12 protein-coding genes and 1 pseudogene are annotated in these 13,143 nt (G+C 64.2%); 7 read left to right on the top strand and 6 right to left on the bottom strand.

The annotated features are described in order from the left end of the window. Window positions 1-81 precede the first annotated feature (81 nt). Window positions 82-519 carry an RbsD/FucU family protein gene (locus QM701_RS04505; protein ID WP_415165893.1) on the top strand — a complete coding sequence of 146 codons (438 nt, stop codon included), beginning with the start codon at window positions 82-84 and terminating at the stop codon, window positions 517-519. Between the two features lie 24 nt (window positions 520-543). Here QM701_RS04505 and QM701_RS04500 read toward each other — a convergent pair whose 3' ends face one another. Further along, window positions 544-1,617 carry a LacI family DNA-binding transcriptional regulator gene (locus QM701_RS04500; protein WP_415165892.1) on the bottom strand — a complete coding sequence of 358 codons (1,074 nt, stop codon included), beginning with the start codon at window positions 1,615-1,617 and terminating at the stop codon, window positions 544-546. 179 nt (window positions 1,618-1,796) lie between these two features. On the opposite strand from QM701_RS04500, the gene QM701_RS04495 reads away from it, so the two are divergent. Beyond that, complete coding sequence (locus QM701_RS04495) at window positions 1,797-3,722, top strand: ATP-dependent DNA helicase (RefSeq protein WP_415165891.1); 1,926 nt, start codon at window positions 1,797-1,799, stop codon at window positions 3,720-3,722. A gap of 118 nt (window positions 3,723-3,840) precedes the next feature. Further along, window positions 3,841-5,493, top strand: a complete 1,653-nt coding sequence (gene gpmI, locus QM701_RS04490) for a 2,3-bisphosphoglycerate-independent phosphoglycerate mutase (RefSeq protein ID WP_415165890.1) — start codon at window positions 3,841-3,843, stop codon at window positions 5,491-5,493. 67 nt (window positions 5,494-5,560) lie between these two features. Here the strand turns inward: gpmI and QM701_RS04485 are convergent, their stop codons facing one another. After that, window positions 5,561-5,992 (bottom strand): CBS domain-containing protein, encoded by a 432-nt coding sequence (locus tag QM701_RS04485; RefSeq protein WP_415165889.1) that lies wholly within the window; start codon window positions 5,990-5,992, stop codon window positions 5,561-5,563. Window positions 5,993-6,059: 67 nt separating this feature from the next. After that, window positions 6,060-6,695 (bottom strand): c-type cytochrome, encoded by a 636-nt coding sequence (locus QM701_RS04480; protein ID WP_415165888.1) that lies wholly within the window; start codon window positions 6,693-6,695, stop codon window positions 6,060-6,062. Between the two features lie 99 nt (window positions 6,696-6,794). On the opposite strand from QM701_RS04480, the gene yihA reads away from it, so the two are divergent. From yihA to QM701_RS04460, 4 genes are all read left to right on the top strand, one after another. Continuing rightward, the gene (gene yihA, locus QM701_RS04475) at window positions 6,795-7,547 is read left to right on the top strand and encodes a ribosome biogenesis GTP-binding protein YihA/YsxC (RefSeq protein ID WP_415165887.1); all 753 of its coding nucleotides are present in this window, start codon (window positions 6,795-6,797) and stop codon (window positions 7,545-7,547) included. Between the two features lie 147 nt (window positions 7,548-7,694). Beyond that, window positions 7,695-8,708: a porphobilinogen synthase gene (hemB, locus tag QM701_RS04470; RefSeq protein ID WP_415165886.1), complete on the top strand. Its 1,014-nt coding sequence runs from the start codon at window positions 7,695-7,697 to the stop codon at window positions 8,706-8,708. A 142-nt stretch (window positions 8,709-8,850) separates the two neighbouring features. Beyond that, the gene (locus QM701_RS04465; protein WP_415165885.1) at window positions 8,851-9,300 is read left to right on the top strand and encodes a bacteriohemerythrin; all 450 of its coding nucleotides are present in this window, start codon (window positions 8,851-8,853) and stop codon (window positions 9,298-9,300) included. Between the two features lie 130 nt (window positions 9,301-9,430). Beyond that, window positions 9,431-10,804, top strand: coding sequence for a bacteriohemerythrin (locus tag QM701_RS04460; protein ID WP_415165884.1), 1,374 nt, complete (start codon window positions 9,431-9,433; stop codon window positions 10,802-10,804). 21 nt (window positions 10,805-10,825) lie between these two features. On the opposite strand, the gene QM701_RS04455 is transcribed toward QM701_RS04460, so the two are convergent. The 3 genes and pseudogenes from QM701_RS04455 to QM701_RS04445 form a co-directional block, all read right to left on the bottom strand. Next, the gene (locus QM701_RS04455; protein ID WP_415165883.1) at window positions 10,826-11,881 is read right to left on the bottom strand and encodes an acyltransferase family protein; all 1,056 of its coding nucleotides are present in this window, start codon (window positions 11,879-11,881) and stop codon (window positions 10,826-10,828) included. Further along, a complete protein-coding gene (slmA, locus tag QM701_RS04450; protein ID WP_415165882.1) occupies window positions 11,878-12,474 on the bottom strand; it encodes a nucleoid occlusion factor SlmA in 597 nt (198 codons plus the stop codon). Before slmA ends, QM701_RS04455 begins: the two co-directional genes overlap by 4 nt. 36 nt (window positions 12,475-12,510) lie before the next feature. Continuing rightward, window positions 12,511-13,125, bottom strand: a pseudogene (locus tag QM701_RS04445) (pyrimidine 5'-nucleotidase); the annotation flags it as partial. Window positions 13,126-13,143: the final 18 nt, after the last annotated feature.

Raw genomic sequence — 13,143 nt, 5'->3', positions numbered from 1 at the left:
TTCTTCGCCGGACACATGCCGGTGGCACCCATGTCTGATAAATACGGCGCCCGTACGCGGGCCTCATAAGGAAAGACGACGATGCTTAAATCAAAATTGCTGCATCCGGAAATACTCCGGGTGCTGGGGAGTTCGGGGCATTTCTCGCAGATTCTGATTGCCGACGGCAACTATCCGTTCATCTCGAAGTCGTCGCCAGAGGCGACCAAGGTGTTTCTCAACCTGATGCCGGGTATTCCGAAGACAACCGACGTACTCGAAGCGCTTCTCGATGCAATCCCGATCATGGAAGCGTCCGTCATGCAGACGCCCAACGGAGAGCCGGCACCGGTCCATGACGAATATATCGAGATGCTGCCCGGTGGAATCCCGGTCAAACGCATGGAGCGTCACGCCTTTTACGACCTGGTCTGTTCGCCTATGACGTCATTGATCATAGCGACGGGTGAAACGCGCCGTTTTGCCAACCTCTTGCTGACCATCGGCGTCGTCAAGCTCGAGGAAAACGAGCGTTATTAGGACCTGTTGCCGATCAGCAAGTGTTCAAACCCGGACGGAACGAGACCTTTTGGCGGTCGCTGGCGGAGTACTCGATTCGCGTTCGATCAGATCGGGGGCGAAGATGCATTCGCGGTCGGCGCGAGTCGGCGTAGCCAGCCGCGAAATCAGGCAGTTGACGGCGTTTTCAGCCATTTTCTGGTAATTCGGCCGCAGCGTGGTCATGGTCGGCACGATCAATCCGGAAATCTGGATATCGTCGATGCCGACCAGCGACATGTCGTCCGGTACGCCAATACCTTGTTTGTGCAACCCGGCGAGGACGCCTATCGCCAGAATGTCGTTCATCGTCACGACGGCTGTCGGCCTCGGTTTGATACGCAAGAGCTGTTCGGCCGCGCGCTGTCCGAAATAGGCGAGTTTTGAATCGCCCTGGTCCGCCAGGGGATCGCTGTCCTTGCTGATGACGATCGGCTCCCCGAGGCCGTGACGCCGGATCGCGCTCTCGAACCCTTGCAGACGGGCCCGGCGGCTGGCGGACAGCCGCGTAGGAGTGACGTAGGCGATCCGGCGATGCCCGAGCGAAACCAGATGGTCGACGGCGATCGAGGTGGCCAGAACGTTGTCGATCGAAACGACATCGATGCCTTTGATACCCGCTTCCGAAGCGCGCAAGTCGAAAAGAACAAAGGCGATTCCGCGTTTGACGAAATACATCATGATGCGTTGATTGGTCAATTCGGTCGTGACGATGATTCCGCGCACGCCGTAATCGACCAATTCTTCGATGAAGGAGATCTCCCGTTGCTCGTCGCGGTGGCTATTGCCCAGAACCGCGCGGAAACCCCGCCGTCGCGCTGCTTCGTCGATGGCCAGGGCCAGTTCGCCATGATAGGGGTTGACGATAGTAGGTGTCAGCACGCCGAGCATTGGCGCATGTCCGGTCTTGAGCTGCCTGGCGACCTTGCTCGGAGAGTAGTTCAGCTTCTCGATGCTTTTTCGGATGCGCTCAATGGTTTCGGGACGCAGATGATTGTGTTGACCGTTGAGAAAATTGGAGACGCTGGTAACCGACACCTCGGCGCTTCGAGCGACGTCTTGGATTGTTGCTCTTTTCATTCTGCTGGGGGGCATGATAGACGCGAAACCGCCGGCTACTCTACCACATCGCCTCCGATCGTATGGGCATCCGATCCCGAATAAGCGACAATATCCGCTGTCAACAAATGCAGCGCGCTGGTCGTCCATATCCGAGTGGATCTTGCGGGCACAATCGTTCAGGATAATCGCAGCAACGCATGGCAATTTCCCTCTCTGACGTGTTTTCGGCCGACGGATGTCTGGCCTCGGGTATTCCCGGCTACCGCCTGCGTCCGCAGCAGCTGGAGATGGCCGAGCGCATCGCCGCGGCCATCGCCGGCAACAAGGTGCTCGTCGCCGAGGCCGGCACCGGCACCGGCAAGACCTTCGCCTACCTCGTCCCGGCGCTGCTCTCGGGCGGCAAGGTGATCGTCTCGACCGGCACCAAGAACCTGCAGGACCAGCTTTTCTCGAAGGACATCCCGACCGTGCGCAAGGTGCTCGGCGCGCCGGTGCAGGTGGCGCTCCTGAAGGGCCGCGCCAACTACGTCTGCCACTATCACTTGAAGCGCGCGCAGGACGACGGCCGTTTCTTCAGCCGCGAGGACGCCGCCGACGCCGCGCGCATCGCCCGCTTCGCCAAGCGCACCAAGACCGGCGACAAGGCCGAGTGCGGCGACGTTCCCGAGAACTCGCCAGTGTGGAACATGGTCACCTCCACGCGCGAAAACTGTCTCGGCCAGGACTGTCCCCACCACAAGGAATGCTTTGTGCTCGCCGCGCGGCGCGAGGCATTGGCCGCCGATCTGGTGGTGGTCAACCACCACCTCTTCTTCGCCGATGTGATGCTGCGCGACGAAGGCACGGCGGAGCTGCTGCCGGCCTGCAACACGGTGATCTTCGACGAGGCGCACCAGTTGCCGGAAACGGCCAGCCTGTTCTTCGGTAATAACGTGTTGACGGCCCAGGTGCTCGATCTGGCGCGCGACGTCCGCGTCGAGGGGCTGGCCTCCGCGCGCGACTGCCTCGATCTGCAGAAGGCCTGCGGCGTCGTCGAAAAGGCGGCGAAGGACCTGCGCCTGACGCTGCCGGTCGAGCCGGCGCGCTTCCCGCTCGCGCAGCTCGAGGAGCGTGCGGGCTTCGACAACAACCTCGTCGGCCTGATCCGCGAACTGGATGCGCTGGCCGCGCTGCTCGAAACGCAGGCGCAGCGCGCGGAAGGGCTGGAGAACTGCTGGCGGCGCGCCGGCGAACTGGTGGCCCAGCTGCGGCGCTGGCAGAGCGGCGCGGACAAGGACTACGTGCGCTGGGGCGAAACCTACGCGCATGCGCTGCAGTTGAACGCCACGCCGCTGATCATCGCCAGCATCATGCAGAAACAGATGAGCGGTCACCCGCGCGCCTGGATCTTCACCTCGGCGACGCTGGCCGTGCAGAAGGATTTCAGCCACTACTGCGCGGAGATGGGGCTTGCCGATGCCGAATCCGCGTCGTGGGACAGCCCGTTCGACTACGGCCAGCAAGCCGTGCTCTACGCGCCGACCGGCTTGCCCGACCCGAACAGCTACAGCTATACCGAAGCCATGATCAAGGCGGCATTCCCGGTGGTGCAGGCGAGCGGCGGGCGGGCCTTCTTCCTGTGCACCTCGCTGCGCGCCATGCGCCGCGCCTACGAACTGCTGCAGGAGCAGTTGGAGCGCGCCCAACTCGACCTGCCGCTGCTGATCCAGGGCGAGGGTAGCAAGAACGAGCTGCTCGAACGCTTCCGCCGGCTCGGCAACGCCATTCTGGTCGGCAGCCAGAGTTTCTGGGAAGGCGTTGACGTGCGCGGCGAGGCCCTGTCGCTGGTGGTCATCGACAAGCTGCCGTTCGCGCCGCCCGACGATCCCGTGCTCTCGGCGCGCATCGACCGCATGAAGGCCGAAGGGCGCAACGCCTTCATGGACTACCAGCTGCCGCGCGCGGTGATCAACGTCAAGCAGGGTGCCGGCCGGCTGATCCGCGACGAGACCGACCGCGGCGTGCTGATGATCTGCGACCCGCGCCTGGTCGGCAAGCCGTACGGCAAGCGCATCTGGCGCAGCCTGCCGCCGATGCGGCGCACGCGCGCGCTGGACGAGGTGGTGGCGTTCTTCGAGCGCTGATCCTCCGGAAATTCGACCTCGGCGGCTACCCGCGGCGGAAAACCGGGACGGATTTGTTATGATTGACTGGCTAGGCCAGCAAGCCAATTTCGTTTCTTAATCCTTGCAGGAAATCATCATGTTGCAGAAACTCGCCTCTTTCGCCGGAATCAAGGGTCCGGTCGTGACCATCGTCATGGACGGTTACGGCTTGTCGAAAACCGAAGTCGGCAGCGCCATCGCCGCCGCCCGCAAACCCAACCTCGACCGGCTGTTCGCCAACTATTCGAACATCGGCCTGCGCGCGCACGGCACGGCGGTCGGCATGCCGTCCGACGAGGACATGGGCAACTCCGAGGTCGGCCACAACGCCATCGGCGCCGGCCAGGTTTACAGCCAGGGCGCGTCGCTGGTTGCCGACGCCATCGCCACCGGCACCATCTGGCAGGGCGAGGCGTGGCAGCAGATCGTGGCGGGCGCCAAGGCGGGAACCGGCAGCAAGCCCGGCACGCTGCACTTCATCGGGCTGTTCTCGGACGGCAACGTGCATAGCCACATCGACCATCTCAAGGCGATGGTGCTGCGCGCCAAGCAGGAAGGCGTGAAGACCGTGCGCGTGCATATCCTGCTCGACGGCCGCGACGTTCCGGAAACCAGCGCGCTCGAATACGTCGAGCCGTTCGAGGCTTTCCTGGCCGAGGCCAACACCGACGGCTTCGACGCGAAGATCGCTTCCGGCGGCGGCCGCATGAAGATCACCATGGACCGCTACGAGGCCAACTGGAGCATGGTCGAGCAGGGCTGGGCGACGCACGTGCTCGGGCGGGGCGACCAGTTCGCCAGCGCGGCCGAGGCGATCAAGGCGCTGCGCGCGAAGTTCCCCGGTACGATCGACCAGGATCTGCCGGCCTTCGTGATCGCCAAGGACGGCAAGCCGGTCGGTACCGTCGAGGACGGCGATGCGGTGGTGTTCTTCAATTTCCGCGGCGACCGGGCCATCGAAATTACGCTGGCCTTCGAGCAGGCGGACTTCGCCAAGTTCGACCGCGTGCGCGTGCCGAAGGTCACCTATGCCGGCATGCTGCAATACGACGGCGACCTCAAGCTGCCCAAGCGTTTCCTGGTGCCGCCGCCGGCCATCCAGGACACCATGGGCGAATGGTTCTCCAAGGCGGGGATCACCCAGTTCGCCTGCTCGGAAACGCAGAAATACGGCCACGTGACGTATTTCTGGAACGGCAACCGTTCGGGCAAGTTCGCGGGGGAAACCTACCTGGAGGTGCCGAGCGACGTCGTTCCCTTCGAGCAGCGGCCGTGGATGAAGGCTGCGGAAATCGCCGACGCGATGATCGCCGCGCTGCAGAGCGGCAAGTACCGCACCCTGCGCTGCAACTTCGCCAACGGGGACATGGTCGGCCATACCGGCAATTTCCGCGCGGCGACGATGGCCATCGAGGCGGTTGATCTGTCGCTCGGGCGCATCCTGCCGGTGATCGACGCGATGGGAGGCGTGGCGCTGATCACCGCCGACCACGGCAACGCCGATGAAATGTACGAGATCGACAAGAAAACCAAGCAGCCGGCCGTGAACAAGGACGGCACGTTCAAGGCGAAGACGGCGCACACGCTCAATCCGGTGCCGCTGATCCTTTATGACAACGTGAGCGGCGGCAAGCTGGGCCTGAAACAGACGGAACAGGCCGGCCTGTCGAACCTGGCGGCGACGATCGCCAACCTGCTGGGATTCGAGAAGCACGCCAAGTGGGACGAAAGCCTGCTGGAAATCAAGTAACTTCCCGATTCGGGGCAAAAAAAGAGCAGGCGTCGCGGCCTGCTCTTTTCTTTTGTGCGCCGTGGTTTCAGCGTTTGATGTAGTTCTCCAGCTGGTTGATGATGAACTGCTGCTGGCTGATGGTTTCCTTGACCGCGTCGCCGATGGAGATGACGCCGATGACGGACTGGTCGGCTTCGAGGATAGGCAGGTGGCGGATGTGCTTGTCGGTCATGATCGCCATGCATTCCTCGATGCTGGTCTCCGGCGTGACGTAGAGCACCTTGCCGGTCATGACCTCGCTGACCTTGGTATTCCGGGACGATTTGCCCAGCAGGATGACCTTGCGCGCGTAATCGCGCTCGGAAAACACGCCGGCCAGACGGTTGCCGTCGAGGACGAGCAGGGCGCCGACGTCGTGTTCAGCCATCAACTCCAGCGCGCGCAGGACCGTCTCTTCCGGAGCGATGGCGACTATGGGTTTGTTTTTGCCTGCGATGAATTGTCTGAGCGTTTTCATTTTTCGTCCTTTGTGGAAGACATTCGCGGCCGTCCGTTCCACCGCCCGAATCAAAATGACCGGAGGCTCAGCGCAGGCCCGCGATGTAGTCGGCAAGAGCTCTTATCTGCTTGTCGGAAAGCTTGTCGGCGATCATCCTCATCGCCCTTTCCGGGTCGTTCGACCTTTCCTCGCTGCGGAAGTTCTTCAACTGCAGCTCGGTGTATTCGGCGTATTGCCCGGCCAGATGCGGATATTGCGCGGGAACTCCGGCTCCGGCGGGGCCGTGGCAGCCGGCGCACGCGGGCACGCCGCGCTCGAAATCGCCCTTGCGCCACAACTGCTTGCCGGCTTCGACCAGCTTCGCGTCGGTGGCGGCCGACGGCCTCATTTTCTGCTGCGAGAAATAGACCGACAGCGCCTTCATGTCGTCGGTCGACAATGTCGCGGTCATGCCGGCCATCACCGCGTTGTTGCGGATGCCCGGCTTGCCGTCCACGGACTTGAATTCCGTCAATTGCTTGAAGATGTAATCGGCGCCTTGCCCCGCCAGGATCGGGTTGGCCGGCGTCGGGCTGTTGCCGTCGGCGCCGTGGCAGGCCACGCACACGGTTTCGGCGATCTGTTTGGCTTTGGCCAGGTCGGGCTTGCTTTTCGCCTCATCCGCGGCAAGCACGGAGCAGCAGGTGGTAGCGAGAATTGCAATGGCCGCGGTACGAATCATGTGCTGACTCCCTGTTGTTGAATCCTCGTCCGAGAAGCACTTTCAAACCTGATATTCTATAGCACTTTGCCGAAGCTCCACGCCGGTTCGGAGAGCCTGATGCCACTGTTCAAGCATGCCGTATTCCATACCACCGTTGCAAATCTGGGCGATCTGCCGGCCGATTCCGTGTGCGAAGTCGCCTTTGCCGGCCGCTCGAACGCGGGCAAATCGTCGGCGATCAACACGCTCGCCGACCATACGCGCCTGGCCTTCGTTTCCAAGACGCCGGGGCGTACCCAGCATCTGAACTATTTCCGGCTCGGCGACGGCCGGTATTGGGTCGATCTGCCCGGTTACGGTTTCGCCAAGGCGCCCGTGGAAATCCGCGATCAATGGGAAGGCCTGCTGGCGCCTTACCTGATGCACCGCTCGCCGCTCGCTGGGCTGGTGCTGATCATGGACAGCCGCCATCCCCTGACCGAACTCGACCTGCAGATGATCGACTGGTTCGCGCAGACCGGCAAACCGATCCACGTCCTGCTGTCCAAGGCGGACAAGTTGACGCGCAACGAACAGGCGCGGGTCGTGCGCGAGGTGAAGGCGTCGCTGGCCGATCCAGGCAGGCGCCTCGGCGAGCGCTGCTCGGTGCAGCTGTTTTCGAGCTTGAAGCACAGCGGCGTCGAGGAGGCTGAACGGGTGCTCGCCGGATGGCTGGGCATCGCTCCCGCCGAAAATGCGGATCGGCCGGCCAAGCCGGAAGCCGCCGGCAAGGCGGCGCGGCCGCGCAAGCGCGGCGCCATGGGCTGGAGCGCCCGCACCTCGGAGAAAATGCGGGCGGCCCAAAAACAAAAGCCCCCGGTCAATCGATGACCAGGGGCAAAAATGCCTTACGGGGATGTAAGGCACCCGCTCAGGGAGATGAAGCGGGAGATGGTGCGTGCCATCTGGAAGCTTCGATACGCGGGTCCTGCGAATAGTTCCCATTTTTTTTAAGTTCTTCAAAAAAGGAGCCGAATCATGATCACCCCTCACGCGAGCTTCCCGGGAACGCGCCTGCGCCGCATGCGCCGGGACGATTTTTCGCGGCGCCTGATGCGCGAGTCAACGTTGACGGCGGACGATCTGATTTATCCGGTGTTCGTCCTCGAAGGGAAAAACCGGGTGGAGGCGGTGGCGTCGATGCCGGGCGTCGAGCGGCAAAGCCTCGACCGGCTGCTGGCGACGGCCGAGCGGGCCTGCGGGCTCGGCATTCCGGCGCTGGCGCTGTTCCCGGTGATCGATCCGTCGTTGAAGACACCCGGCGCGGAAGAGGCCTGGAACCCCGAGGGGCTGGTTCCGCGCGTGGTGGCCGCGCTGAAAAAGGAATTCCCGGAGCTGGGCGTGATCACCGACGTGGCGCTCGATCCGTACACCAGCCACGGCCAGGACGGTCTGATCGCCGACGACGACCCGCGCGCCTACGTGCTCAACGACGAGACGCTCCAAGCGCTGGCGCAGCAGGCGCTGGCGCACGCGCGCGCCGGCGCCGACGTGGTGGCGCCGTCGGACATGATGGACGGGCGCATCGGCCGCATCCGTTCGGCGCTCGACGGGCACGGGCTGATCCACACGCGCATCCTGGCCTATTCGGCAAAGTATGCGTCGAGCTTCTACGGCCCCTTCCGCGACGCGGTCGGCTCGGCGGCCAACCTCGGCAAGGGCAGCAAGCACACCTACCAGATGGACGCGGGCAATTCTGACGAGGCCTTGCGCGAAGTGGCGCTCGACCTGGCCGAAGGCGCCGACATGGTGATGATCAAGCCGGGCATGCCATACCTGGACATCGTCCGCCGGGTCAAGGACGAGTTTCGCGTGCCGACCTACGCCTACCAGGTGAGCGGCGAATACGCCATGCTCCGGGCCGCCGAACGGAACGGCTGGCTGGACGGGAAAGCATGCATCCTGGAGAGCCTGCTGGCGTTCAAGCGTGCCGGCGCGGACGGCATCCTGACGTATTTCGCCCTGGACGCGGCCGCCTGGCTCCGCGGGTGACGCCGCGCCGGAGAGCCGGTCGCCGAGGCCGGCAAGTGTAAAAAAACGTCATCGTTATCGCGGGAAGGGCCTGGGCGATTGTTGCGGAAAGAAGTTCGGAATAGTCTTAGGCCCTTCTGTTTTTCCCGATGGATGGCGTGTAATGGCGGAAGATTTGGTGAGGTGGAGCCAGGAATATTGCCTGGGCCTCGATGAGATAGACGAGCAGCATCGTTCGTTGCTGGCGTTGATCAACGACATCTGGCGGGCGATCGTGGCGCGCGACGAAAAGGCGAGAATCTTCGTCCTGGTGGAAGAGCTGGAAAAGTACACCCTCTCGCATTTCTCGGCTGAGGAAGCCTTCATGCGCTCGACCGACTATCCGGATTTCGCCCGGCACAAGTGGGAGCATCAGCGGTTCGTCGAGCGCGTGGTGGAGGAGAAGAAGCGCGCCATCGCGGCGGGCACCCTGTCGCTCGACCTGATGTATTTCCTGCGCGACTGGCTGATCGAACATATCCTGGTATCGGACAAGATCTATGCCGATCACGCGAAGCGCGCGAAAGCGCAAGAGGGCGGTCTGCTCGGCAAGTTCTTCAGGAAATTCTTCTGAGCCGTCGGCTCAAGAAGCGTCGGAATCTTCCGTAATGGCAACTGCCGTCCGGCCACAAGCGCCTTCTATCCCATTTCCATCTCCGACCATGCCTACCGTGTCTTCCGCTGTGCCTTTCCCGGTTCTCGGCGTGTGTGACTCCATCTTCCTGGGCGTGCTCTGGCTCGATGACCGGCTGCGCGTCCAGGCGCACAACACCGCTTTCCGTCGGATGCTCGATCTGGTCGACAGCGGCGATGGTTTCGTGGGGCGCCCTTACGCCGAGATGCTCGGCGTGCTGCAGTCGCGCGGCGAATTCCACGAGGGCGATTCGGAGGAAGCGCTGGTCAACGGCCTGACCCGCATCGCTCCCGGCAACCGGATCGGGCTCCAGCGCGTCCGCCCGAACGGCGTGGCGCTGTCGATCACCGCCAGGGCGCTGCCGGAAGGCGGCTACGCGCTGGTCTACTCCGACGTCAGCGAGGAACGGCGGCTGCGCGAGTCCATCCGGCGGAACAACAAGGCGTCGGTGGTGGCCATGGCCAACCTCGCGGAACACCGCGACGCCGACACCGGCATCCACGTGCTGCGCGTCGCCCGCCTGGTCGGCCAGACCGCGCGCAAACTGATGGCCTTGCCCGCCTATCGGAGCATGATCGACGAGGCGTTCATCGAGCACGTCGCCACGGCCAGCATCCTGCACGACGTCGGCAAGATCGCCACGCCGGACCAGATCCTGTTGAAGACCGGACCGCTGACCGCCGAAGAGCGGGAAGTCATCAAGCAGCACCCGGCGCTGGGCGCGCAGCTGCTGCGGCAGGCCAAGCTGACCATGGGCGAGAATCCGTTTCTCGACATGGGCGCGGAAATCGCGCTGACGCACCACGAATGGTTCGACGGCCGCGGCTATCCGTACGGCCTGTCGGGCGACGAGATATCGCTGCCCGGCCGCATCTGCGCCGTGGCCGACGTGTTCGACGCGTTGACCTCCGAGCGGCCCTACAAGGCGCCGTGGAGCATGGACAGGGCCGTTTCCCTGATCAAGGAGCAGGGCGGCACGCAGTTCGACCCCGACGTCGTCCGCGCCTTCGTGTCAGTGCTCGAAGAACGCGAACGTGTATGCATCGTGCGCTGGTCGGGCGCCATGAGCGTCGGCCATCAGCGCATCGACGACCAGCACCGCATCCTGATCGACACGATCAACCAGCTGGCCAGCGCCGACAGCCTGCACAACCAGTTCGCCGTGTCGATGATCCTCGACGAGCTGCTCAGCTATGCCGCCTTCCACTTCGAGTTCGAGGAAAGCCTCATGGCCCATGCCGACTATCCGCAGCTCGAAGCGCACCGGCGGGAGCACCAGGGCTTCGTGAACTGGATCAACGAGTATCGCGACGAATACGTGAAGTTCGGCAAGCGCGCGCTCGGCGAGCCCGTGCTGGCGTTTCTCAAGGATTGGCTGTCGCACCACATCCTCGAGGAAGACCGGCGCTACGGCGAGTTTTTCCGCAACCGGATGGCGGGGTGACGGCCCGCCGCCGGACGGCGGTCAGCGCTTGAGCCAGCCCGCCGCGCGCCGTTCCACGGCGCGATGGAGCAGCGCCCCGCACGCGATGCTGGCGAACCAGGCCAGCAGCATCCCGGCGAACTGGATCGCCGGCGCGTGCTGGACGAAGCGCTCGAAAACGGCATTGACGAGCAGGCAGACCGGGAAGTGGACGAGGAACACCGAATAGGAGATTTCCCCCAGCCAGGCGAGCAGCCGCGTGCGCGGCCAGGTCGCGATGATGCCGCTGCAGCGCGACAGGCCCAGGGCGATGGCGACCAGCAGCGCGACGAAGATGCGTGAACGGTAATCGACGACCAGCGCGACGGCCGCCGCCACGGCCGTGGCGATGGCCCACCAGTCGGTCTGTCCCGGCCGGGTTCCCCAGTAGGCGATCGCGCCGAGCCCGTAGGCGCCGAAGAAATAGACCGCCCAGTTGTCCCACGCCGCGTCACGATTGAGGACGTAGAGCGAGGCGACGATCAGCGCGATTACGCAGCCGCGCGCGCAGCCCGGCCGCTCCGGCCAGATGCGGTCCGCCGAGCGGAGGATGATCAGCAGCAGGGCGTAAAGCTGGAAGTCGATGGCGATGTACCAGACGCCGGCGGAAAGCCCGTCGAACCCGAACACCCCTTGCAGCAGCAGGATGTGGGCGATGAACTGGAAGAGGCCCGGCGCGTCGGGGATGGAATCGTGGGTGATCAGGTGGCGGCTGACCGCCGCGGCGGCGATGGCCAGCAGCAGGGTGACGAGGTAGGGAATCGCCAGTTTGAGGTAGCGCCGCCAGAGCAGCTTGCCCACGGGCTTGGCGACGGGGCGCCCGTCGCGCGCCAGCGCCTGCGCCGCCAGGAATCCGCCCATGACGAGGAAGCCCTGCACGGCGATGCGGGCGTACTGGGAGAGCCAGGTGATCAGGCCGGGGCTGATCGCCCGGGCGTAATCGGACATCGGCCCGTAGAAGGCCAGATGGTGCAGGACGATCAGTTGCGAGGCGATGGCCTTGACGGCGTCGATGAACGGAAAGCGTGAAACGGCGGGTTGAACGGTGTGTGCGGTCATGTGTGGTTCTGGCTGAGGCAGGCGACGCAGAGCATCGGCCATTGCTGTGCCCAGTGCGCTGAGGGTTCGCGGGCGAAGCCGCTTTTGACGTATTGCTGCCAGCGTCCGATGACGTAGCAGAGCAAGAGGTTGGCCAGCCCGACGAAATCGGCTTCCGGCGACAGCCGGCCCTGCGTGGCGGCGACGCGCAGGGACTGCCGGAGCGCCGCCTCGACCTTGTCGAGCAGCTGGTTGATGCGCGCCTGCAGGCGCGCGTTTTCGTGCACCAGCGCGTCGCCGACGAGCACGCGCGTCATGCCGCGGTTGCGCTGGGAGAAGTTGAGCAGCAGGGCGACGATCAGTTCGACCTGGCGCAGCCCCGCGGGCTCGCTGCCGGCGATCTGGTTGATGACGCCGAACAGGCTGGTCTCGATGAACTCGATCAGGCCGTCGAACATCTGCGCCTTGCTGGCGAAATGGCGGTACAGCGCGGCTTCCGAGCAGTCCAGCCGGCCCGCCAGGGCGGCCGTGGTGACCTTTTCCCCGTTGGGATCTTCGAGCATTCCGGCCAGCGTCTGCAGGATCTGCAAGCGTTTTTCACCCGGCTTGACCATGTCCGCACTCCCCGATGATGTTTTTATGGCGATCGCTCATAGCTGGCGCAGGCGGTAGGGCAGGTCGAGCACGCTGGCGACGCGGACGTCCGCGTAGGGCGGCCGGCGCGTACCCGGATTGACCCACACCGTGGTCATGCCCAGCCGCTTCGCCGTGCGCAGGTTGGGCAGGGTGTCCTCGACCATGATGCACGATCGCGGCGCCAGCCTTTCGGCGCGCAGCAGATGCAGGAAGCCCTGCGTGGCCGGCTTGGGCCGGAAGTGCAGGCGCTCGACCGAGTAAACCGCGTCGAAGCAGCCGTCGATGCCGGCAATGGCGAGGACCGCCTGCGTGTAGCGCAGGGGCGCGTTGGAAAAGATGATCTTGCGTCCGGGCAGCCGCCTGAGCATGGCCTTCAGCCCGCGCTCGACCACCACCATGCTGGCCAGATCGTGGAACTGGTGCGTGTGGTCGAGAAAATGCCGGGGATCGACGTCGTGGTGGCGCATCAGGCCGAGCAGGGTGGCGCCGTAGCGCTTCCAGTACTGCTGGCGCAACGCGGTGGCCTGTGCCTCGTCGAGGTCGAGGTGGCGCCGGATGTAGTCGCGCATGGCGCGGCCGATGTGCGGAAAGATGTACGCGCTGGCGTCGTGCAGCGTGTTGTCCAGGTCGAACAGCCAGGTCCGCGA

Source organism: Propionivibrio sp. (assembly GCF_047602565.1).
Lineage (GTDB): Bacteria > Pseudomonadota > Gammaproteobacteria > Burkholderiales > Rhodocyclaceae > Propionivibrio.
The sequence above is the reverse complement of the archived record's forward strand: the minus strand, read 5'-3'. Positions and strand labels throughout refer to the sequence as shown.